General features: G+C 72.4%; 17 protein-coding genes, 1 pseudogene and 1 riboswitch. Of the genes and pseudogenes, 8 read left to right on the forward strand and 10 right to left on the reverse strand.

All coding sequences use genetic code 11. The features are described 5' to 3' along the window. Nucleotides 1-29: 29 nt before the first annotated feature. The 7 genes from MXD59_RS17445 to MXD59_RS17475 all read right to left on the reverse strand — a co-directional run bounded on the left by MXD59_RS17445 (nt 30) and on the right by MXD59_RS17475 (nt 7,626). Nucleotides 30-995 carry an ABC transporter permease gene (locus MXD59_RS17445; protein ID WP_248825759.1) on the reverse strand — a complete coding sequence of 322 codons (966 nt, stop codon included), beginning with the start codon at nt 993-995 and terminating at the stop codon, nt 30-32. A 5-nt stretch (nt 996-1,000) separates the two neighbouring features. Beyond that, nucleotides 1,001-1,759, reverse strand: a complete 759-nt coding sequence (locus MXD59_RS17450) for an ABC transporter ATP-binding protein (RefSeq protein ID WP_372512122.1) — start codon at nt 1,757-1,759, stop codon at nt 1,001-1,003. A 209-nt stretch (nt 1,760-1,968) separates the two neighbouring features. Next, nucleotides 1,969-3,261, reverse strand: coding sequence for an amidohydrolase family protein (locus MXD59_RS17455; protein ID WP_248825760.1), 1,293 nt, complete (start codon nt 3,259-3,261; stop codon nt 1,969-1,971). Between the two features lie 174 nt (nt 3,262-3,435). After that, nucleotides 3,436-4,527 carry a methylenetetrahydrofolate reductase C-terminal domain-containing protein gene (locus MXD59_RS27005; protein ID WP_248825761.1) on the reverse strand — a complete coding sequence of 364 codons (1,092 nt, stop codon included), beginning with the start codon at nt 4,525-4,527 and terminating at the stop codon, nt 3,436-3,438. Nucleotides 4,528-4,590: 63 nt separating this feature from the next. Then, nucleotides 4,591-6,033, reverse strand: a complete 1,443-nt coding sequence (locus MXD59_RS17465) for an aminotransferase class V-fold PLP-dependent enzyme (RefSeq protein WP_248825762.1) — start codon at nt 6,031-6,033, stop codon at nt 4,591-4,593. Between the two features lie 47 nt (nt 6,034-6,080). Beyond that, nucleotides 6,081-6,195, reverse strand: a riboswitch (SAM riboswitch). Nucleotides 6,196-6,343: 148 nt separating this feature from the next. Continuing rightward, complete coding sequence (locus tag MXD59_RS17470; protein ID WP_248825763.1) at nt 6,344-6,793, reverse strand: DUF1634 domain-containing protein; 450 nt, start codon at nt 6,791-6,793, stop codon at nt 6,344-6,346. Then, the gene (locus MXD59_RS17475) at nt 6,790-7,626 is read right to left on the reverse strand and encodes a sulfite exporter TauE/SafE family protein (protein WP_248825764.1); all 837 of its coding nucleotides are present in this window, start codon (nt 7,624-7,626) and stop codon (nt 6,790-6,792) included. Before MXD59_RS17475 ends, MXD59_RS17470 begins: the two co-directional genes overlap by 4 nt. Before the next feature lie 271 nt (nt 7,627-7,897). Between MXD59_RS17475 and MXD59_RS17480 the strand changes: the two genes are divergently transcribed. The 5 genes and pseudogenes from MXD59_RS17480 to MXD59_RS27010 all read left to right on the forward strand — a co-directional run. Further along, entirely contained in the window at nt 7,898-8,521 is a 624-nt protein-coding gene (locus MXD59_RS17480) for a TetR/AcrR family transcriptional regulator (protein ID WP_248825765.1), read from the forward strand. Nucleotides 8,522-8,854: 333 nt separating this feature from the next. Next, on the forward strand, nt 8,855-10,354 hold the full coding sequence (locus tag MXD59_RS17485; protein ID WP_372512120.1) for an MFS transporter: 1,500 nt from the start codon (nt 8,855-8,857) through the stop codon (nt 10,352-10,354). Between the two features lie 229 nt (nt 10,355-10,583). Then, complete coding sequence (locus tag MXD59_RS17490; RefSeq protein WP_283097065.1) at nt 10,584-12,761, forward strand: phosphatidylglycerol lysyltransferase domain-containing protein; 2,178 nt, start codon at nt 10,584-10,586, stop codon at nt 12,759-12,761. Between the two features lie 74 nt (nt 12,762-12,835). Beyond that, nucleotides 12,836-13,990, forward strand: coding sequence for an alpha/beta hydrolase (locus MXD59_RS17495; protein WP_248825766.1), 1,155 nt, complete (start codon nt 12,836-12,838; stop codon nt 13,988-13,990). 459 nt (nt 13,991-14,449) lie between these two features. Beyond that, nucleotides 14,450-15,127 (forward strand): annotated as a pseudogene (locus MXD59_RS27010) (rhomboid-like protein); the annotation flags it as partial. Between the two features lie 99 nt (nt 15,128-15,226). On the opposite strand, the gene MXD59_RS17500 reads toward MXD59_RS27010, so the two are convergent. Beyond that, nucleotides 15,227-16,714: a PASTA domain-containing protein gene (locus tag MXD59_RS17500; RefSeq protein ID WP_248825767.1), complete on the reverse strand. Its 1,488-nt coding sequence runs from the start codon at nt 16,712-16,714 to the stop codon at nt 15,227-15,229. A gap of 119 nt (nt 16,715-16,833) precedes the next feature. On the opposite strand from MXD59_RS17500, the gene MXD59_RS17505 reads away from it, so the two are divergent. Further along, nucleotides 16,834-17,964, forward strand: coding sequence for an RNA-guided endonuclease TnpB family protein (locus MXD59_RS17505; RefSeq protein ID WP_248825768.1), 1,131 nt, complete (start codon nt 16,834-16,836; stop codon nt 17,962-17,964). 64 nt (nt 17,965-18,028) lie between these two features. On the opposite strand, the gene MXD59_RS17510 is transcribed toward MXD59_RS17505, so the two are convergent. Both MXD59_RS17510 and MXD59_RS27410 read right to left on the reverse strand, forming a co-directional pair. Continuing rightward, nucleotides 18,029-18,340: a protein kinase family protein gene (locus MXD59_RS17510; RefSeq protein WP_308301734.1), complete on the reverse strand. Its 312-nt coding sequence runs from the start codon at nt 18,338-18,340 to the stop codon at nt 18,029-18,031. A 198-nt stretch (nt 18,341-18,538) separates the two neighbouring features. Continuing rightward, nucleotides 18,539-18,745 carry a lasso RiPP family leader peptide-containing protein gene (locus MXD59_RS27410; protein ID WP_372512121.1) on the reverse strand — a complete coding sequence of 69 codons (207 nt, stop codon included), beginning with the start codon at nt 18,743-18,745 and terminating at the stop codon, nt 18,539-18,541. A 284-nt stretch (nt 18,746-19,029) separates the two neighbouring features. Between MXD59_RS27410 and MXD59_RS27015 the strand changes: the two genes are divergently transcribed. Together MXD59_RS27015 and MXD59_RS17520 are read left to right on the forward strand one after the other, a co-directional pair. Beyond that, the gene (locus MXD59_RS27015; protein ID WP_248825769.1) at nt 19,030-19,770 is read left to right on the forward strand and encodes a ribonuclease FAU-1 family protein; all 741 of its coding nucleotides are present in this window, start codon (nt 19,030-19,032) and stop codon (nt 19,768-19,770) included. 85 nt (nt 19,771-19,855) lie between these two features. After that, the gene (locus MXD59_RS17520; protein ID WP_248825770.1) at nt 19,856-21,499 is read left to right on the forward strand and encodes an ABC-F family ATP-binding cassette domain-containing protein; all 1,644 of its coding nucleotides are present in this window, start codon (nt 19,856-19,858) and stop codon (nt 21,497-21,499) included. Nucleotides 21,500-21,536: the final 37 nt, after the last annotated feature.

The raw sequence follows: 21,536 nt of genomic DNA on the forward strand, positions 1-21,536 counted from the left end.
AACGCGGCTGGCTGAGGGGATGCGGCGGGTCAGCCACGGTCGGGCTGATACCAGCGGCCGACGACGCGGCGGGCCAGCCAGCCGAAGAAGACGAACACGGCGACGCCGAGCAGGCTCGCGGTGAGCGTGGTCGCCCACAGCCGTTCACCCTCCAGCCGGGAGGTGAACACCGACAGGTTCGTCCCGAGCCCGGGATCGCCCTGCTTGAAGTAGAACTCACCGACGATCGCGCCGATCACCGACAGCCCGGCGGCGTTGCGAAACCCGTTGAACATGGACGGTAGCGCCGCCGGCAGCTGCAGTTTCCACAGCCGGGTCCACCGGTTGGTGTGATGCAGGCTGAACAGTTCGTGCATGCTCCGATCGACCGACTGCAGACCGAAGAGCGTGTTCGAGACGATCGGAAAGAAGGAGATGATGATGCAGACGATGATGCGGCTGGTCAGCGCGAAACCGAAGAAGAAGCTCAGGACCGGCGTGAGGGCGAGAATCGGCACCGTCTGCACCACCACCGCCCACGGATAGAGCGAGTGCTCGATCCAGCGGGCCTGGCTCATCGCGATCGCGACCGCGACACCGAGCACCATCGAGATCGCCAGGCCCGCGAAGGTGACCTCGCAGGTCAGTTTCAGCGCGCTCATCATCGAGGTGAAGTTCGTCCAGTCCAGAAAACCGATCCGGACCACCTCGTGCGGCGGCGGCAGCATGAACCGCTGCTGCTCGTTGAGCACACCGTCGGACACCCAGTACCAGATGCCGACGAACACCGCGAACACCGCCGCCGGCAGCACGACCAGGCTGACCAGCCCGGCCCGCCTGCGGGACGACCCACCGCGGCCAGGGGTCGGCGGGGCACCGGGCGGCGCGATCCCGCCCGGATCGGTGGCCGACGCGCCACCGGCGCCGGTGGGGGTGCGGGTGGTGCTCGGGGCGGCCACGGCGTCCGAGGTGGTGGTGCCGGCCGGGGCGGTGGTGGAGGCGGTGGAGGCGGCCATGATGATCACTCGCTCCTGAGGTGGGCCGAGACCTGGCCGCACAGCGCCGCGAACTCGGGGGAGTAGCGCAGCTCGGGGGCACGCGGATAGCCGAAGGGCACCGGCACGTCCGCCTTCACCCGCCCCGGACGTCCGCTCATCACCACCACCCGGGTGGACAGGAACACCGCCTCGGCGACCGAATGGGTGATGAACAGGGCGGCGAAACGGCGCAGCACGAACATCCGCAGCAGTTCGTCGTTGAGTCGTTCCCGGGTCATCTCGTCGAGGGCGCCGAACGGCTCGTCGAACAGGAAGATGGACGGGTCGAGGACCAGCGACCGGGCCAGCGACGCCCGCATCCGCATCCCGCCGGACAGTTCATGCGGCAGATGTCTCTCGAAACCGTCCAGTCCGACCAGGCTGATCGCCTCGGCGACCCGCCGGGCGCGTTCGGCCCGGGAGAGATGTTCGAGTTCGGCGAGCAGCCCGACATTGGCCCGCACCGTTCTCCATGGCAGCAGCGTCGCGTCCTGGAACACGTAGCCCACGTTGCGGGAGGCGACGTCCATCGTGCCGTCGGTGACCGCGTCCAGGCCGCTGGCCAGGCGCAACAACGTGCTCTTTCCGCATCCGGACGGCCCGACGATCGAGACGAACTCACCCGGATGGACGGTGAGATCGGTGTCGACCAGCGCCACCGTGCCGTCGCGGAACCGCTTGCTCACCCCGGTGAACCGCAGCGCCGGCACTGTCCGCGCAGCCCCGTCACCGGCGGGTTCCACACCGTCAGCGGATTCGCCGCCGCTGCCGGCGGTGGGCGCGCTGCCGGGAGAGGGGTGCGTGCCGTTGGACGGGCCGGGGCCAGCCGACACGTCACCGCCCGTGCCCGCGCGCGTGCCCGTTCCAGGGTCGGCGGGCGCTTCTGATCCCGTGCTGGCGGCAGCGCCGGTGGGCGTGTCGGTGGAGGTGCCGGTGGTGGTGTCGGTCGGCGTCACAGAGCGGCCTCCCACGGTCGCGAGAGCGGGTGCGGGGCTGGGATGGCAGAGACGGCTGGGACAGCAGGGACGGCAGCGAGATCAGTGTGGACGTGGGTGCGGGCGACGATACGACCGGCGCGCCAGACGGTTCGGGCCGGGCCCGCCGCGGCCAGCGCGTCCAAAGCGGTTGGTCCCGGCAGGGCGACCAGGTCCGCGGGACTGCCCGCGGTGAGCGTGACCGCGGGCAGGCCGAGTACCCGTCGGGGCGCGGCGGTCACGGCGTCCAGCGCCGCGAGCGGGTCGAGATGGCCGGCGGTGACCAGCAGCGACGCCGTTTCCAGGGCATCGCCGCGGCCGACGGGGTTGAAGGGATCACGCAGGTTGTCCCCGCCGGCGGCGACGGTCACCCCGGCGCGGTGCAGCGGGCCGATCGCCGTCAGCCCACGCGGGGTGCCCACCGGATGGGCGCGTCCCTGCAGGTAGAGGTTGGTCTGCGGCAGTGCGACGACACCGATGCCGGCGGCCGCGACCTGCTCGCTCACCCGAGCCTGCACGTCCGGCGGCTGCATGGACAGGCTCACGCAGTGACTCGCCGCCGCGCCCGGGGTGAACCCGGTGCGGATGACCAGATCCGCGAGGGTGGCCAGGGTGAGCAGGCGCGGGTCGAGGGTCTCGTCGGTGTGCAGGTCGACCGGGCGACCGGCCTCACCGGCCGCGTCCAGGCAGATCGCGACGGCCCGCGCGGGCTCGGGATCGAGATGCGGGCAGCCGCCGGCCACATCCGCACCCTCGGCGAGGGCGCGGCGCAGATCCCGGCCCGGCTGACCGGACAGCGGATGCGACACCAGCGCGACGAGTTGCAGCTCGACCAGCCCACGCCAGCGTTCCCGCACGTCGACGAGGGCTTCCAGGGCCCGCATCCCGGCGAGCTCACCGACGTTGACGTGGGTGCGCACATGGGTCGTGCCCGCCGCCAGGCCGATCCGCAGCGCCGCCTCGGCGCGGGCGACGACGTCGGCGACCGTCATCGCTGCCAGCAGGGTCTGCATCGCGGTGATCGCTCCGGCGAGATCACCGGTGACGTTACGGGCCACCGTCGCGGTCAGCGCCTTGTCCAGATGGGCGTGCGGTTCCACGAAGGACGCCAGCAGCACCTGCCCCCGCAGATCCACCTCGTCGCCGGTCGCCGCCCCGTTGCCGTGCGAGCGGCGGTCGTCCACGGCGACGACCTGGCGGATGAACCCATCTCGGAGTTCGACGTCGATCAGGCGGCCGTCCGTGGTCGTGGCGCTTCGTAGCCAGGTCATGACCTGCCGTCCTGCGCGGAGGTCCATCGGGGTGCGTCGCCACAGGTCGTGGCCTGCCGCACGCGTTCGATGTTCAGCACGCCAACACCCTCCGGCGTGACCATCTACGTACGGTTTCCATTCGATGGAGATCCTGTAAAACGCCTGCCGAAACCTGTTAAAGGTTGCTCTCCATCAGGTGGGGTGGCGGGCGGCCTCGAAGACGCGGTTGGCGATGGCGGCGGTGGCCCGGGCCGCGGCCCTTTCGTGGCCGGACTGCGCGCCGCCGGACAGGTTGACGCCGTCGACGCCCGGCAGCGCCAGCATCCGGGTCGCGAGCCGGGCGGTCGCCGTGATCCCCGCGGCGGTCGGATCGGGGGCGTTCACGATGGCGTCCAGGAAGCCGGCGGGCAGTCGGGGGCCGGCGAACGAGGCGACGACGGCGGCGGTCGCCGCGCTGGTCACGACCGGCACGCAGGCCAGTACCAGCCCGGTGAAACCGGTGGCGCGCAGCCCCGCCACCGCCTCGCCGACCGGTCCGGGCCCACCGCAGTGGTCCACGAACACCGTGTCCGCCCCGGCGTCGATCTTGGCCATCAGGCGGGACAGCCGGTGGGCGGTGGGTGGTGCGGCCGGCGCGTGCGCGACGGAGACATGCGCGCCGTGCCCCCGTGCGAGCGCGACGACATCCAGACTGTCCAGATCGAACACGCCGGGGGTGTCGTCGCGATGCCCCAACGCCGGATGATCACCGGTGACGCAGTGCACCCCGGTGACCCCGGCGTCCAGGCAGGCGGCGACCTCACCGGCGAGTGCCACCCGGTTACGGTCCCGGCAGTTCACCCCGACCCAGACGGCTATCCCACGCCGGGTGAGCAACCCCGACCGGTAGGACGGCGGGAACTGGACCCGCGCCCCACCGTGATCGCCGAGCAGGCAGGCGTCCACGGCTGGGGCGAGGATCTCCGCGGTGTCGAGCAGGCTGTCGGTGGACAGCGCCGCGGCGGGCAGATCGGCGACGATCACCGGCCTGCGCGCCGCGACCTCCGTCAGCTCACCCACATCCCACACCTGGTCATCGGCCCCCGCCGGTCCTGTCGCCTCCACCGGGGGAGGGGGATAGGGCCAGCTGTCGAGCGCGGCCAGGAAGGAGCAGGCGCCCACGCCGGGCACCTCACAGTCACCGTCCGCTCCCACTCCCGCACACGGCCCGTGCAGCATCGACTTGGGACAGCGGGCGACCGCGTCGCTCCAACTGGCCCCGGTGAATCCCCCGTTGTGTGGCACGCCGTCACTGTCCGGCCGTGCCGTCGACGGACGGTTTCACCCCGATGAGCCCGCGGTAAAGCCTCAGGTCCCGCAGGGTGCCAGGGCGGCACCTACCTGCCCGGCGGACTGGCCCGGGACCTGGGCGTACTGCTCGGCCCAGGCGGGCAGGCGGCGCTCGTCCCGCACCGGCTGCCAGCCACCGTCGCGCTGGTGGTAGGACAGCCGCGGACCGGTGCGCAGGTAGTCCTCGAGCGCGACGAGCAGCCGGTCGACATGCGCCGACGTCGTGCCGACCCCGATGCTCGCCCGCAGCGCCCCACCCGGTGCCCCGAGTCGGGCCAGCAGCGGATGCGCGCAGAACCGTCCGGCCCGTACCCCGATCCCGTGTTCGGCCGACAGATACGCCGAGACCAACCCCGGATCGTGTCCCGGCAGGGAGAACGCCACCACTCCCACCCCCTGCGCGCGGCCCCCGTCGGAAGCGCCGTCCTCGGGCTGGCTGTTCTCGGGCCAGATGCGGTGGACGACGACCCGGCCCGGCGCACCCTGGTCCAGGGCGGCGAGTCCCCGCAGCAGCCGGTCGCGCAGCGCCGACTCGTGGTCGCGCCACACCTCGGGGGTGATCTCGGCGAGGGTGCGGCAGGCGGCGGCGATCGCGGTGGCGCCGGCGAGGTTCGGCGTGCCGGCCTCGTGTCGAGCCGGCCCGGTGGCCCAGTCGACCGAGGCCGCGCCGACCTCACGTACCGCGCCGCCACCGGCCAGGTACGGCGGGGCCGTGTCCAGCCAGTCGGCCCGTCCGACCAGGACCCCGGCGCCGAACGGCGCGTACAGCTTGTGACCGGAGAAGGCCAGGTAGTCGATGCCGAGGGCGGCCATGTCGATACGCCGGTGCGGGGCGAGCTGCGCCGCGTCGACGAACAGCCGGGCGCCGACGTCATGGGCCAACCGGGCCAGCCGCCGCAGCGGCGGCGCCTCCCCGGTGACATTGGACGCCCCGGTCACCGCGAGCAGCCGCACCGGCGCGGCCCGCAGTTCGGCGTCCAGCGCCTCCAGGCTTTCGCCCAACGTCGCGCGGACGGTGACGCAGCGCGCCCCGACCCGCCGCCAGGGCAGCAGGTTCGCGTGATGCTCGAGGTCGAACAGCACGACCTGCGCTGCCGCGCCGCCCGCACCCCCGGTGCCGGTGGACGCCACGGCATGGGCCAGCAGGTTCACCGCGTCGGTGGTGTTGCGGGTGAACAGGACGGCGTCCTCGGCGCGGGCACCGAGGAAACGCGCGACGTCGTGGCGTGCCCCCTCGTACAGCGACGTGCACACCGCCGAGGCGAACCCCGCGCCGCGGTGCACACTCGCCGAGTACGGCAGCACCCGGCGAACATGATCGGCCACGGCTTCCAGGCACGGCGCGCTCGCCGCGTAGTCAAGGTTGGCGTACTCCACCTGGCCGCCGCCGGCCAGCGGCACCTGTAGCCCCGCCCCCTCCACCGGGAGCAACGCCGCCTGCGCGGGCGTGGATGTGGGCACGGCAGAAATGATCGAGGTCATCATTGCTCCGAGAACAACCCGTGTCGGGTCTGCACTTGCCATCGGCTGGTCGCCGCGGCCCTGTCGTCACCCGGGGCACCCCGCTGCGTGAGGAGGGTTGCCGGCCAGCAAGCCGGGGCTTGGACGCTGGCACTCAGGACAGTGATCGGACTCTAGCAAAGCCCGCCATTCCCGGTCGGCACGGTGAACATGGCCACGCCGGACATCGTCCACGCCGATCCCACCGGATCGGACGGCATCGGCCCGAGTGGCGTCGCTTCGGGTGGCGTCGGTTCGGTGACGTCGGGGGCTACTCGGCGGCGCCGAGGGCACCTGCGACCAGCAGGAGCACCAGGACGAGCGCGGCCACCGCGGCCAGCTGCGGCTGACGTCCGCGAAGCCAGCACCAGCCGGCAGCGGCGACCCCGGCGGCCGGGGTGGCGGCGAGCACCACCATCCCGAGCAGGACGATCGCGTCCGCCCGCGCGTGGCGCAGCCCACCGGCCAGGTCGGACAGCCGCAGCGCGGCACCCGGGCCGAGGATGTCGCCGTGGGAACGGCCGGTCCACGCCGCGCCGTTCTGGCCGAACGCCGCGATCAGCCCGGCGACCACCAGCAGCACCCCGAGAATCCCCCCGACCCGCAGCACCCACGCGACCGGTCGCGCCCCGACCTCATGGCCGCACCGCGCCCCGGCTGGTCCGGGGGAGACCGCAGGCGCCTCGGGTGGGTCCTGCGGCGGTGGGGGCGGGCGGGTCATGCCAGACCCCGCAGCAGCATCTGGACGCTGATCACCAGCAGGACCGCGAGGAAGACCAGGCGCAGTGTCGCGACGGGCACCACGGACAGCAGGCGGGAGCCGAGTCGGGCGCCCACCACCGTGCCGATCGCGACCGCGCCGGCCAGGGCCGGAACCACGTCCCCACGTTGCAGGTAGACGACGGCGCTCGCGGCGCCGGTCACCCCGATCATGAGGCTGCTCGTGGCGGTCGAGACCTTGAGGGGAAGTCGCATCGCGAGGTCCATCGCGGGCACCTTCATCGCACCCGACCCGATGCCGAGCAGGCCGCTGACCGTGCCCGCGGCGGTCATCATCGTCAGGCCGGTCGCGGTTCTGGTCACCCGGTAGGCACGCCGTTCGCTTCCGTTCGCGACGTCGCCGTGCAGGGTGAGGACATCGGCGAGGCGATCACCGGGGACCGCGAGCGTGTCGGTCGTCGCGTCGCGGCGGGTGCGCAGCATCTGGATCGCGCTGAAGGCGAGCACCACGCCGAAGATGGTGTAGAGGACATGGGTGCCGAGGTGGCCGGCGAGCAGCGCCCCGATCACCGCCCCGATGACGGTGGCGACCTCGAGGGTCACCGCGACACGCAGGTTCGCGAAGCCCTCGTCCAGGTACCGGGGTGAGGCGGCGGCGCTGCCGGCGACGACCGAGATCACCGAGGCGCCGATCGCGAGCCGGACGTCCAGCCCGAAGGCGAGGGTGAGGATCGGCACGATGAAGGTGCCACCGCCCAGCCCCAGCAGGCTCCCCAGGGCCCCCGACGCGACGCACACGGCGGTGATGACGGCGATCTCCGCCAACGGGCTCACGGTACTCACCTCGCCTTCTGTTGTTTATGTCTGATACAGACAATATCCGGATGGGACCTTTCTGGCGAGGGAAGACGGCGCGGGCTCGGCGTCCGCGCACAGGTGTGGCAGGGGTCACGGCGTTTCGGGGGGTCTGAATATGAGTACGGCACAGTACTGTTTCGTTTGGTGGTCGACGGTCCCTGACCTGGCTGTGGTCCGCCTGGCGGGATCTGTGGGTGTGGTGATCGAGCTGTGACCGTGGTGCGCGCGGATGCGAAGGGAGGCATGTGTGTCGTCTCCGGAGGGTTCGGGCCGGGGCCGTCCTCGGGATGAGTCCCGCGAGCAGGCGATTCTCGACGCGGCGCTGGAACTGCTCGTCGAGGTCGGCTACGAGCGGATGAGCATGGTCGCCGTCGCGAACCGGGCCCGGGCCAGCAAGGCGACGATCTACCGGCGCTGGAGCTGCAAGGACGCGATGGTCGTCGAGGCGCTGCGTCGTCGGGCGCCCGCCGAACATGTCGCCGCCGACACCGGAAGTCTGCGCGACGACCTGATGGTCGACGTCCGGCTGATGGCTCGCTCGATCGTCGACGTCGGCGGTGGGCTGCTCATGGGGGTGCTGCGCGCGGCCTCCGAGTCCCCGCGGTTGGCCGAGGTCATCCAGGAGCACATGGTGCGTAACAAGGCCGAACTGTGTGGAAACGCGCTTGTGCTGGCGGCCAGGCGGGGTGAGATCCCCGCCGATCTCGACGCCGTCCCGCTGGCGGAGGCGATTCTGTCCATGATCCTGACCCGGCAGATGTTCGGTGTCGGCCCGCTCGACGAGCGGTTCGTCACGCACGTCGTCGATGACGTCGCCATGCCGCTGATCGCGGGCCTGGCGGCCCGAGCGTCAGCCCCCTCGAACGTCTGAGCTATTATCTGTCCGAACGTCTGATCGGTTCTCGGGTCGACGTCGGTCGGGTGCGCGCCGTGGTCCGCGGCGGGCGCTGATCGTGTCACGTCACTGGGCGGTGTTCCGTCCTCCTGGTCAGACGTCCCCTTTGTCATGCCGCCAGCAAGCCAACCCAGCCAGCAAGCCAGCCCGGTCTGACCAGCCCGGTTGGTGCCCGTCCAGCCAGGTTCGGTCCGTCCCACCCGTACGCGACGGCCATGTCGTCGTGCGCGGTTCTGCGCCGGTATGCCCATGCGCGGCCATCCGACGTGAACATCCGGCAATTCGACTGTTGTGGCTAGGAGCCCACTCGTGACCGATACCGTCGCCGCCCGGACAGATCATGATCCGGCGCCGCTGGCTGACGACGCTCCCGATCCACGGCGCTGGCTGGCGCTGTCGATCATCGCCGTCGCGCAGCTCATGGTCGTGCTCGACGCGTCCATCGTGAACATCGCCCTGCCGCACGCGCAGGACGCGCTGCACATCTCCACCGCCAACCGGCAGTGGATGGTGACGGCCTACACCCTCGCCTTCGGCGGTCTGCTGCTGCTCGGCGGCCGGATCGCCGACTATGTCGGCCGCAAGCGCGCCTTCATCTGGGGTCTGATCGGGTTCGCGCTCGCCTCGGCGCTGGGTGGTCTCGCGCCCAACGCCGGGCTGCTGTTCGCCGCCCGCGCGCTGCAGGGCGCGTTCGCCGCGGTGCTCGCACCGGCCGCGCTCTCCCTGATCACGGTCACCTTCACCGAGAGCAAGGAGCGGGCCCGCGCCTTCGGCGTGTACGGCGCGATCTCCGGCGGTGGCGCGGCGATCGGCCTCATCCTCGGTGGTCTGCTCACCGAGTACGCCTCGTGGCGGTGGTGCCTGCTGGTCAACGTACCGATCGCGCTGGTCACCGCACTCGCCGCCGCGCCGGTCGTGCGGGAGAGCCGCACCGAGGGCAGGGCCAGTTACGACCTGCCCGGCGCGCTGACGGTGACCGCGGGGCTCGTCGCGCTCGTCTACGGCTTCACCGTGGCCGCCGACGACGGCTGGAGCGACGCCCGCACGCTGGGGCTGCTCGCGGGTGCGGTCGCACTGCTCGTCGCGTTCGTCGTGATCGAGATGCGGACCTCCGCGCCGCTGCTACCGCTGCGGGTCGCGCTGGAACGTAACCGCGGCGGGTCGTTCCTGGCCTCGCTGTTCACCGGCGCCGGCCTGTTCGCGATGTTCCTGTTCCTCACCTTCTACTTCCAGCAGACCCTGGGCTACAGCGCGCTCAAGACCGGCCTGGCCTTCCTGCCGTTCAGCGGCGGGATCATCGTCTCGGCCGGGGTCGCGAGCCAACTGCTGCCCCGGGTCGGGCCGCGGCTGCTGGCCGGCGGGGGTGCCGTGCTCGCCGCGGTCGGCATGGCGTTGCTGCTGCGGGTGGGCCTCGACACCGGCTACGCCTCGCACGTGCTGCCCTCCGTGCTGCTGATCAGCTTCGGGATGGGATTCTCCTTCGTTCCGCTGTCGAGTGTGGCGCTGATCGGGGTCGACCCGCAGGACGCCGGGGTGGCCAGCGCCCTGGTCAACACCACCCAGCAGGTCGGTGGTTCGCTGGGCACGGCGCTGCTCAACACGGTGTTCGCGACGGCGGTCTCCGGCTACCTCGCCGATCACGGCAACTCCCGTCAGGCCGTCGCCCAGTCCCAGATCGAGGGGTACACGACGGCCTTCACCTGGAGCGCGGTGCTGATCGCCATCGCCGCGGTCGTGACGTTCGTGATGGTCAACGCCGGGCGGGAGACGGCCACCGCGGCCGAAGGAACACCCGTGCACGTCGGCTGACATCCTCGGCTGACGTCGTCGGCTGGTCTGGCCCTCGACTGGCCCGGTTCGCGCCATCCCGCGGGGTGGCCCGGACCGGGCCAGCGGGGTAAGCCCGGCGGGTCGATGCGGTCGGTTCGACCCTCGGCCACCTCGTTCGGGGTGGTTTACGGGGCGGTTGGAGCGCAAGGGATTATCGTCTCCCGGGTCCCGTGCTGTCCCAGTCACCCGTCGGGGGGACGATGCCTGCATGAGTACGTCCAGTGGGGGTGGCCGCATCGCGGGCACCCCAGGCTCGACCGGCCCGCAGCGTCCTGCCGCGGACCGTCCGGCCGTGGGTCGGCGCCTCGTCGGCGCGCCCGGGGCCCGTGGCCGTGGCTCCGCCCGCGGCGGTTCCGCTCCCCATCCCGGCGGCGGACGTGGCACCCGGGACGCCCCGGGTGGTCCGGCGGGTGCGGGTGGTTCGGGGCGTTCACCCGGTCCGGGTGATCCGGCTGGTCCGGCTGGTCCGGATCAGGCGGGTGGCAGTCGCGGCGAGCGGGAGCGGGGGAGCGCGCAGCGGCCACGCGGCGGAGGGCGTCCCCGGTGGACGCCGGGTCTGCCGGCGTGGGGTCGGCCGTGGGTGCCGCGGGTCGCGGCGCTGCTGACCTTCGTCGTCGGGCTGCTCGACGTCGTCTCCGCCCTCACACCCGAGTGGCGCACCCGGCTCGCCGATCTGCGGGCGCTGGTGCCGGCGGCCGCGTCCCGCCAGGCGGCGGCGTTCACGGTCGTGGTCGGCCTGCTGCTCATGCTGCTCGCCGCCGGCCTGCGTCGGCGCAAGAGGCGGGCGTGGCGGGCGGTGGTGAGCCTGCTGGGCATCGGTGTCGTCCTGCATGTCGCCAAGGGCCTCGACTACGACGAGGCCGCGGTGTCGGCGGGGTTGCTGGCGATGCTGGTCCTGGCCCGCGGCGAGTTCCGGGCCAAGGGCGATCCGTCCACCCGATGGCGGGCGCTGGGCGCCGCGGTCACGCTGGCCGCGCTGTCGATCTGCTGCGGTTTTCTGCTCTTCCACCTGCGTGAGCACCGGATCGTCGGCGCGCACTCCTGGTCGGCGCAGCTCGAACAGATCCTGCTGGGCCTGGTCGGTATCCCCGGCCCGCTGCACTTCAGCTCCGACCGTTTCGCCGACCTCGCCGAACGGGTGCTGCTCACCCTCGGCGTCGTCACCATCGGTGTCACCGGCTACCTGGCGCTTCGCCCGCCCTGCCCGGCGCCGCGGCTCACCGAGGACGACGAGACCCGGGTACGCGACCTGCTCGCCCGGTACGGCAGCGCCGACTCACTCGGCTACTTCGTGCTGCGTTCGGACAAGTCGGTGATCTGGTCGCCGTCGGGCAAGGCATGTGTCGCCTACCGGGTGGTCAACGGCGTCATGCTCGCCAGCGGCGACCCGCTCGGTGACCGGGAGGCCTGGCCCGGCGCGATCAGCGCGTTCCTGCGCGAGGCCGCCGACCACGCCTGGACCCCCGCCGTCATTGGCTGTTCCGAACCCGCCGGTCTCGCCTGGACCCGGGCCGGTCTGACCGCGCTCGAGTTCGGCGACGAGGCCGTCGTCGACACCGCGGCCTTCTCGCTGGAGGGCCGCTCGATGCGCAACGTCCGCCAGGCCGTCAAGCGGGTGGAACGGGCCGGGTACACGGTGTGCGTCCGCCGGGTGCGTGACCTCGACCCGGCGGCCATCGCCACCGTGGAGGCCCAGGCCAGGACCTGGCGCGGCGCGGCGACCGAACGTGGCTTCTCGATGGCGCTGGGCCGGATCGGTGATCCCGCCGACGGCGACTGCGTCCTCGTGCTCGCCTACGACAGCGTCCCCGAAGCCACCGCCGTCGGCGCGGACGAGTCGACCGCCCACACCGGCGCATCCGTCGCCGGCCCATCTGTCACTGGCGTATCCGTCGCCGGCGCGGGCGAGTCCGTCGCGGCGGCGGGCGCCACCGGTGCGCCACCACGGCTGCGGGCGCTGCTGCACTTCGTCCCGTGGGGCGCCGACGGGCTTTCCCTGGACGCGATGATCCGCGACCGGGACGCCGACAACGGCCTGAACGAGTTCCTCATCGTCAACACGCTGCGCCAGGCTGGCGACCTGGGGGTTCGCCGGGTCTCGCTGAACTTCGCGTTCTTCCGGTCCGCGCTCGAACGCGGCGAGCGCCTCGGTGCGGGCCCGGTGATCCGCTGCTGGCGTGGGCTGCTGATGTTCATGTCCCGCTGGTTCCAGATCGACAGTCTGTACCGCTTCAACGCCAAGTTCGCCCCGCGGTGGACACCCCGTTTCGTCTGCTATCCAGCGAGCGCGGAACTGCCCCGGATCGCCCTGGCGATACTCGAGGCCGAGGCGTTCCTGGTCTGGCCGCGGTGGCGTCCCCGACTGCGCCGGACGGAGCGGGAGTGACACGGTCGGCCGGAGGCGGCCCCTGACCCGCGCGGCGGACGCTGCGGGGTCGGCACGCGCAGGGGGGTGGATCGGTGGGGTCTTTGGTCATCATCGGGCGGTGGTTCCTGCTGTCGCTCGGGTCGCTTTCGGCTGTGGCCTGGGTGGGCTGCGGCTGTGCCGTCCGTCGGCTGCGGCGGCGTCCACGTGAGGGGCGGGTGCTGGCCGCGGGGGCCGGCGCTTTGGCGGCCACGTTGACGTTGGCCATGGCCGCGGACCTGGTCAACGCCCACTACAGCTACCTGCCGCGACTCGACGATGCGCTCGGTGTGCACTCCTGGCCCACCGCGTCCGCGCGGGAGGCGGTGGTCGCCGCGCCGGTGCGCCGACATCCGCAGGGCACCGTCATCGGGTTGTCCGTACCCGGCGTGCACAGCGGGTTCGGCACCCAGCAGGCCCTGGTGTACCTGCCGCCGCAGTACTTCACCGAGCCGCACGCCCGCTTCCCCGTCGTCTACCTCATGCACGGATCACCGGGAGTGCCCGTCGACTGGTTCCGGGCGGACCGGGCCGCCCAGACCGGTTCCTGGCTCGCCGGTAGCGGACATCCGGTGATCATGGTCGCCCCGCGGTTGAGCCACGGCTGGCTGGACGACTCCGAATGCGTCGACCGCCCCGGCGAGCGCATCGAGACCTACGTCGTCGAGGACGTGATCCCCACCGTCGACGCCGACCTGCGCGCCCGCACGGACCGCGCCGACCGGATCTTCGCCGGGATGTCCGCCGGCGGATTCTGCGCCCTCAACCTGGGCCTGCGCCACCGCGACCAGGTCGCCACGATCATCGATATGTCCGGGATGGACCGCCCCACCCATGACGGCGGCATGATCGGCCTGTTCGGCCGCCGCCGTGACCTGGCCCAGGTCGTCGCGGCGAACACCCCCGCCGGGTACGCGGCGCACCTGGCGGCGTCCCCACCGATGCGGGTCTGGCTCGACTGTGGCCGCAGTGACCGCGAGTCGTACTCCGACACCCGCTATCTCGCCGCCACCCTCGGTGCCCGCCCCGGTTTCCGGGTCGAGCTGCACCTGCGCCCCGGCGGCCACGACTTCACCGTGTGGCGCCCCGCCCTGCGTGAAAGCCTCGCCTGGACCCTCGACACCTCCAGCCCCGTCTCGGTCGCCGTAGGTGATCGCCGTCCGTCCTCGGTCCCCGCTCGTCACCCGGCATCTCACATCGCCCGCGCCTGATCACCCCGCGGGCCGCCCCCTGGGACACCTGGGGACGGCTGGGGACTCCTGGGGAAACCAGGGCGGTAGGGGTTGCCCAGACCGCGAGGGACGGTCGCGGAGGGTGAACGGGGGAGTGCGGGTAGGGACGTGAGGAGTGCCTCGCGGCTCAACGGGGAATGTCCGTGCTCAGCGCAGCGTCATCTCAGTGAGCATCACCGTGTAGTGAGCACCGCTGTTCAGGCAGGGACCACCGCCGTCGCCGGGAGGCGTACCCGCGGTTGGTGCGGTCCCGGGTGGATGGCCGGTCCTCGTGGGCGGCGGTGTGACAGCGGCAGGTGGCGCCTGCCGACGGGTGACTGTCCTCCGGGGTGGGGGTGCTTGGTGAGACGACCGTGGCGCAGGTCCGAGATGATGTGCTGTCTGCCGATCGCCGGATTCCGCACGCTTGGTGCCCTGCCCGCGCAGCACGGGCGGCACATGACACCACCCGCCGGGGCCCGGTCACCGGGTGCGGTGGTGGCGCTGCCGGAGGTGTCGGCGGTGCCGGAGGTGTCGGCGGTGCGGGAGGTGTCGGCGGGTCGACGGCGGGCGGCGGGCGTGGCGGTCCGGCTGGTCGGGGCGCCACGCGCCTACCCGGTGACGGCGCTGCTGATGACCGCGCTGCTGACCGCGCGGATCCTGCGGCATGTGACCCCGGAGCTCGTCCACCGGTGGTGGTGGGCGACCAGCACCAGCCTCGACCAGCTGGCGCATCATCCGCTGGGGGTGCTGTTCGGCAGTATCCCGTGGGTGACGGGGGGTCCGGTCATCCCGTGGCTGGCGCTGGCGGCGCTCGCGGTGGGAGGGCTGGAGGCGACCCTGGGCAGCGTGGCGGCGTTCGCCGTCGTGTTCGGCGGGCACACGGGTGCCACCCTGATCTCCGAGGGGATACTCGGCCTGCGGGTCGCGACGGGCAACCTGCCCTCCAGCGCGTTGCACATCCTGGATGTCGGTCCCAGCTATGTCGTCGCGACCGCGCTCGCCGCCGTCGCGGTCCTGCCGACGTCCCGCCGGCTGCGGCTGAGCTGCGCTGTCGCCCTGGGCGCCATCGCCCCGGCGATGATGTTCGACCTGGTCTACGGCGATGTGGACGGGATCGGCCACACCGCGGCCTTCGCCCTCGGCGCCCTGGCCGCCGCCCTGCCGGCCCTGCGCCGCCGCGCGGCCGGGTCAGCCAGCCACGCCACGGCCGGGTCGGTCGGCCGTGCGGTCAGGTCAGCTGCCGGTCGGTGCGGCCCAGCGGACGGGTCCGCTGGCGGGGTGGGTGTCGAGGAGACTGTCGCCGGTCCCGTCCGGGTTGCGGACGCGCACGGGGCCGGTGGCGGCGAAGAAACGTCCCGCCGACGTGTCCTGGACGTACACCAGCCCGCCCTGGGGCGACCAGCTGGGATGCCATGATCCGGGCGGGCCGACGGCGCGGGTCCCACCGCCGTCGACGGTGTACAGGTAGAGGCCGCCGGTCGCCGTGCTGAACGCGATCGTCCTGCCGTCCGGTGACCAGGTGGGTTCGGCGATGCCGTCACCGGCGACGGGCGAGGTGGCCAGCGTGGTGTCGGTGCCGTCGCGGCGCACGACGTGCAGCGCCTGGTCGCGACCGGAGCGGTAGGCGAGCCGGTCGCCGTCCGGGGCGAAGGACAGTTCGAAGGCGTCGCGGAGGGCGCTGATGCGGCGCCGTCCGCTGCCGTCGGTGTTGATGAGGAAGATGCCGCCGATGTTGCGGGCGTAGGCGATGGTGCGCCCGTCGGGGGAGAAGGTGGCGTAGTCCGACGAGCCGTCGGGTTCGTCGGTGATCTGGCGGGGGTCGCCGCCGTCGGACGTCCGGACGCTCACGATCTCGCCGTCCGTGCCGGTGAAGATCACCCGGGACGCGTCCGGGGACAGCGACGGATGGTCGCCGACGCCGACCTGATGTTCGGTGCCGGCCGGGTCGACCACGATGATCGGGCTCCCGTTCATCGAGGCGCCGTCGGCGTAGCGCGGGAACACCCGCCAGCCACGCGCCTCGGCCCGCGATCCGTCGCCGACCTTGACCACCACGACGCTGCCCGGCGCCACCCGGGTCCCCGACGGCGGCGTGGTGTCCAGGACGCGGCCGCGCGCGGAGGTCACGCTCGGTTCGGACACCGTCCGCACCGTGAGTCCGGCACGCCGCAGCCGCGCCACGATGAGCGTGCTCTCCCGCCCCCGGTAGTCGGTCAGGGTGACCGATCCGGCGGATGGCCCGGCGGACGCGGACGCGCTCGCGGACGGCGTGGGCGAGACCGGGGGAGTCGCGTTGGCCGGTGGATCGTCACGCAGCCCGACCGCGAGCCCCACCCCGGCCGCGGCGACCGCGACGACGACGGCCGCCGCCAGCGCCGGCCGCAGCCACGGACGCCTCCCCCCACTGGCACGGGTCGACCCGGCACTGGTAGGCCCGGCACTGGTAGGCCCGGAAGCGGTCGGCCCGACGGCCGGGGGCGGGGGCAGCACCGGCGCGGGGGTCAGGCTCGTCGGCGCGTCCGCCGATGGGACGTCCAGCGGGCGAGGCATGGACGCGTGGTCCGCCCTGGCGAGGGGGGACCACTGTGTCGCCGTCGGTGGTGGTGGGGCGGTCGGGGGCGCAGGGGCCGCATCGGCCGCGACGACGGGGTGCGGGGTGGCTCCGGTCAGCCGGAGCAGCAGGGCGGTGGCGCTCGGGCGGGCCGCGGGATCCCGGTTCATCGTCCATGTGACCGGGAAACGTAGCGCGCGGGCCCCGTCCTTCAGGGCGGGGCCTGCGCGTCAACTCGGCTGCCAGAATGACCGGGGAATCGCGTATTCTGTCAGGTGTGGGAAGTCGGGTGGTGAAGCGGGCGTACCGCTACCGTTTCTACCCGACCCCCGACCAGGTGGAGAACCTCGCGAAAACGTTCGGCTGTGTCCGCTACGTCTACAACCGGGCACTTGCCGAGCGGCACCGGGCGTGGTCCCAGGAACAGCGGCGGATCAGCCACGGGGAAACCGATCTGATGCTCACCGGGTGGAAACGGGACCCGGACACTCTGTGGTTGGCCGAGCCGTCGAAAGGCCCGCTGCAGGCCGCGCTGCGGAATCTCCAAACCGCCTATGTGAACTTTTGGGGAAAACGGGCCGGCTACCCGATGTTCAAGCGGAAGGGGAAGACGAACGATGCGGCGACCTACTTCCGGAACTGCTTCACGTTCCGGGACGGGCAGCTGAGGCTGGCGAAGCAGGCCGCGCCGCTGCGGATCGTCTGGTCCCGTCCGCTCCCGGAAGGCGCGGTGCCGTCGCAGGTGACGGTGTCCCGGAACAGCCGGGGCCAGTATCACGTGTCGATCCTGGTGGACTGCCCGATCGAGGCGCTGCCGGCGGCGGACGGGCAGGTCGGGGTGGACGCGGGCATCACGTCGCTGGTCACGCTGTCCACCGGGGAGAAGATCGCCAACCCGCGGCACGAGCGGACCGACCGGGCCCGGCTGGTCCGGGCGCAGCGGGAACTGTCCCGGAAGAAGAAGGGCTCCGCGAACCGGGCGAAGGCCCGGCTGAAGGTCGCGAGGATCCACGGTCGGATCGCCGACCGCCGGCGGGATCACCTGCACAAGCTGTCGACTCGACTCGTTCGCGAAAACCAGACGATCGTCGTCGAGGATCTCACCGTACGGAACATGGTCCGCAACCACAGTCTTGCCCGTGCGATTTCGGAGGCGGGCTGGCGGGATCTGCGGACCATGCTGGAATACAAGGCCGGCTGGTACGGACGCGACGTGGTCGCTGTCGACCGCTGGTATCCCAGCTCGAAGACCTGCTCGTCCTGCGGGACGCTCGTCGAGAAACTGTCGCTGAACATCCGGGAATGGGTCTGCCGGTGCGGTGTGGTCCACGATCGGGATGTGAACGCGGCACGGAATGTTCTCGCGGCGGGGCTCGCCGTGATCGCCTGCGGAGACGGAGTGAGACCACCCCGCTCCTAGCAGTGGGGAGGCGTCTGTTGGTGAAACAGGAAAACCTGCCCGCGAGGGTGGGAATCCCCGGTCTTCAGGCCGGGGAGGATGTCAACAGGTAGGGCTCGGTCCGGTCGGTGTCGACGTCGAGGACCTCGGCGGTGCAGAAACGGGCGACCCGGCGCGCCGCCTGCGCCTCCCGCAGGAACCGGGTGCGGAACTCGGGTTCGCGGGCGTACTCCCGCCGGATCACCTTGACCGCGACCGGTGCCCCGCCGGGCGCCTGGCCGTAGTAGACGCTGCCCATCCCGCCGACACCGATGCGCCCGGTCAGCAGGTAGGGACCTGCCTGGGTCGGGTCGCCGTCGTCGAGCGGCTCGACACCGGCTGGCAGATCCGCCCTCACCGTCCCCGTCCGCTCCCGTCCTCACCCTCGCCGCCGCAGCGCCCGGCGTCACGTCCGATGTCCACCAGTATGCGGATCGTCCCGCACCGCGGGCCATCCCGGTCCGCGGTGGACGTGCGAGGGCCCGGGTGGCCGTTGCCGGCCCACCCGGGCCCGATGCGAGAATCTACGTGGAGTCAGTGGAGATCAGTGGACGGTCTACCAGCCGCCTCCGCGGCCCCATCCGCCGCCTCCGCAGCCCCATCCGTTACCGCCCCAGCCGCCGCCGCCCCAGCCGCCGCCACCCCAACCGCGACGCCAGCCCCAGCCGCCACCGCCGCCGAAACCGGCGATGAAGAATCCGTGGGTCACGGCCTGGAACGATCCCTGCGCACGCAGAGCCGGTGCTTCGTACTGCGCCATCATGAGTTGTTCCTCCGTTCCCGTCCTGTCCGGACGCGGTCGTAACCGATTGTCACGGCCATGTCACCATCCTAGGCGGGGGATGTTCAGCGTCGGTTCAGTCGCGGACCGCGCACCAGGAAGGCGGCGCTGGCCGCGGCGAGCAGGGCGGGTGCCGAGGAGGCCGTCCGCCCCGCGAGGCGAGCGCGGAGGGCGCGCGAACCTCCCGGGCGTTCCGGTCGAGGTTCGGCGGGATTCCCGGGTGGCTGGGGGATGGCGCGTGCCGCGGCTGGTCGTACAGTCAGGCCGTGACCAAGCCGGACAGCCCCGCGCGCGACGAACCCGGCCCCGTGTCGTCGTCGGTACCGGTGCCCACGTCGGCGGGCGGCGGGCCCGGCGCCGGCGCGCCCTACACGCCTGGTGAGATCGTCGTGCACCGGTCGTTCACGACCAAACGGCTGGTCTTCGTCCGTACCGGGCATGTCATCGACCACGACGAACGTGGCCTGCGGCTGTGGATTCCGCATGGCTGCCCGATGGCGGTGGAACTCAGCGCGGACGGCCGTGGCCTGCGGGACATGCCCTTCGCCGAGTGGGTCCGCCAGCCGACGGTGATGACGACCTCGATCTGGCGCGGCCCGAACATCTTCATGCTGATCCCGACGCGGGGCGCCCATTCGGTCTGGTGGTTCTGGGACTGGCAGGGCCGCTTCGTCCGCTGGTACATCAACCTGGAGGAGCCGGCGGTCGCCTGGCGCCGCGACGGCCTCGTCGGCGTCGACACCACCGACCACGACCTCGACGTGTGGGTCACCCCCGCCCGCACCTGGGAGTGGAAGGACGAACACGAACTCGCCGAGCGCCTGGCCTTCCCCGAGCACTACTGGGTGAGCGATCCGGACGCGGTGCGGGCCGAAGGCGAACGCCTGCTGCGCCTGGTCGAATCCGGCGCCTTCCCGTTCGACGGCACCTGGACGGACTTCCAACCCGATCCGTCCTGGCAGACCCCGACGAGCCTGCCCCCCGGCTGGGATCGCCCCCGCGCCTGAACACCCGCGCCCGCCATGATGCGGGTCTGGCCGTGCTGGGCGGGTACGTCCGCGGTGCCGTCCGGGCATACGCGAGACTCGTGGGATGTCCGCCACGCTCATCGCCTCCGGCCTCACCGTCACCCGCGGTGGGGCAACCGTCCTGGACGGGATCTCCCTCACCGTGGCGCCCGGCGATCGTCTCGGTGTGGTCGGGCCCAACGGCGTTGGCAAGTCGACGTTGCTGCGCGCCCTCGCCGGCCTGGTGCCCCTCGACTCGGGCCGTCTTGACCTGGCGCCGCCGAGCGCCGGCGTCGGCCTGCTGCCCCAGGAACCCGACCGGTCGCCCGGGGAGACCCTGCGCGCCTTCGTGCATCGGCGCACCGGGGTCGCGTCCGCCCAGCGGGAGCTGGACGACGCGGCCGAGGCCCTCGCCTGCGGCGGCCCCGGTGTGGACGACCGTTACAGCGTGGCGCTCGAACGCTGGCTCGCCCTGGGCGCCGCCGATCTGGACGCCCGCGCCGAGGAGGTCTGCGCCGACCTCGGGTTGCCCGCCGGCGCGCTCGACAGCGAGACGACGACCCTCTCCGGCGGTCAGGCCGCCCGCGGGTCGCTCGCCAGCGTGCTGCTGTCCCGGTTCGACATCACCCTGCTGGACGAGCCCACCAACGACCTCGACTTCGACGGTCTCGACCGGCTCGAACGGTTCGTCCACCAGGTCTCCGGGGCGCTCGTCGTCGTCAGCCACGACCGGGAGTTCCTCGACCGGGCGATCGACACGGTCGCCGAGATCGATCCGCACCAGCACAGCCTCGCTCTGTTCGCCGGTGGCTGGTCTGCTTATCTGGAGGCCCGCGAGCTCGCCCGCCAGCAGGCCCGTGAACGCTACGAGGACTTCGCCGACGAGCGTTCCGACCTGGTCGCCCAGGCGCAGCGCCAGCGTGAGCAGTCGGTACGCGGGGCGGTGCGGGCCAAGCGGCGTGCGCCTGACGGCGACCGGGCCGCCCGCGGCGCGCGGATCGAGGCCGCGACCAAGAGCGCCGCCAGGGTCCGCTCGATCGAGAGCCGCCTCGGCCGGCTCGAGGCGGTCGAGGAGCCGCGTAAGGAATGGCAGCTGAGGATGTCGATCGCCACCGCGCCGCGCTCCGGTGACGTCGTCGCGACGCTGACCGCCGCCACCGTGCGCCGCGGTGGTTTCGCCCTCGGGCCGGTCGACCTCAGCGTCGCCTGGGCGGACCGGATAGTGATCACCGGGCCGAACGGTGGTGGCAAGTCGACGCTGCTCGGCGCGCTGCTGGGCCGCGTCCCGCTCGACAGCGGCGGTCAGTCGCTGGGTTCCGGGGTGCGCCTCGGTGAGATCGACCAGGCCCGCGAACGTTTCCGCGGCGAGCAGACCTGCGTCTCCGTCGCCGAGGAGGCCACCGGATGGGCGGCCGGGCAGGTGCGGACCCTGTTCGCCAAGTTCGGTCTCGGCGCCGACCAGGCGACCCGGCCGGCGGCGTCGCTGTCCCCGGGGGAGCGGACCCGGGCCGGTCTCGCGTTGCTGCAGGCCGTCGGCGTCAACTGCCTGGTGCTCGACGAGCCCACCAACCACCTGGACCTCCCCGCCATCGACCAGTTGGAGCAGGCCCTCGCCGACTACGCGGGCACCCTGCTGCTGGTCACCCACGACCGGCGGATGCTCGACGCCGTGTCGGTCACCCGTCGGCTCCACGTCGCCGAGGGCACGGTCCACGAGCAGACCGTCTGAGCGTCAGATGGCCGACGCGGACCCACCCTGGCGGTCG

Source organism: Frankia umida, assembly GCF_023242945.1.
GTDB classification, from domain to species: domain Bacteria; phylum Actinomycetota; class Actinomycetes; order Frankiales; family Frankiaceae; genus Frankia; species Frankia umida.

Coding starts and splice junctions, on each gene's coding strand:
- MXD59_RS17470 (WP_248825763.1), bottom strand. CDS start 6,793: ATGACCCGCCCGCCCCCACCGCCGCAGGACCCACCCGAGGCGCCTGCG.
- MXD59_RS17500 (WP_248825767.1), bottom strand. CDS start 16,714: ATGAACCGGGATCCCGCGGCCCGCCCGAGCGCCACCGCCCTGCTGCTC.
- MXD59_RS17520 (WP_248825770.1), top strand. CDS start 19,856: ATGTCCGCCACGCTCATCGCCTCCGGCCTCACCGTCACCCGCGGTGGG.
- MXD59_RS27410 (WP_372512121.1), bottom strand. CDS start 18,745: ATGATGGCGCAGTACGAAGCACCGGCTCTGCGTGCGCAGGGATCGTTC.
- MXD59_RS17445 (WP_248825759.1), bottom strand. CDS start 995: ATGGCCGCCTCCACCGCCTCCACCACCGCCCCGGCCGGCACCACCACC.
- MXD59_RS17455 (WP_248825760.1), bottom strand. CDS start 3,261: ATGACCTGGCTACGAAGCGCCACGACCACGGACGGCCGCCTGATCGAC.
- MXD59_RS17490 (WP_283097065.1), top strand. CDS start 10,584: ATGAGTACGTCCAGTGGGGGTGGCCGCATCGCGGGCACCCCAGGCTCG.